The organism is Bradyrhizobium sp. 18BD (assembly GCF_054185225.1).
The window spans coordinates 1-472 of sequence record NZ_JAVAYL010000172.1; the positions used below are offsets into that span (position 1 = coordinate 1).

A 472-nucleotide genomic window follows, 5' to 3' on the forward strand; every position below is an offset into this window, starting at 1 on the left:
GCCGCGAGAAGCGTGCGCGTTGCCGGCGCACTTCTCGTCACCGCCGCGATCGTGACCGCGTCCTCATTCGCGCAGAACGTCCCCGTGCCGAAGCCCGCGCCGAAGGGCCGCGACGGCGACGCGTCCGCCGGCGGCCCCGCCGTCACCGGCGCGACGCAGACGCCGCCGAACCCGGTGATTCCGGATCCGCGCCGCAACGTGCCGAGCAGCATCTTCCAGACCTTCGATGCCAACCAGAAGGCGCAGGCCGCCAAGGTCAGCGCCTATCTGTCGTCGCTGTCGACGCTGGTCGGGAATTTCGTCCAGGTCGGCCCCGACGGCAGCAAGACGCAAGGCGACTTCTACATCCAGAAACCGGGCAAGGTGCGCTTCGAATATGACGCGCCGAGCCCGATCGACATCGTCGCCGACGGGTCGTCACTCGTGGTGCGCGACCGCAAGCTCGCGACGCAGGACGTCTATCCGCTGTCGC

The 472-nt window shown here is 69.1% G+C and carries 1 protein-coding gene; it reads left to right on the forward strand.

Annotated features, from left to right (window positions below; translation table 11 throughout):
- Window positions 1–12: 12 nt before the first annotated feature.
- Window positions 13–472: outer-membrane lipoprotein carrier protein LolA (locus RAD16_RS40925; RefSeq protein WP_458163680.1), on the forward strand; the 460-nt coding region annotated here is incomplete at its 3' end.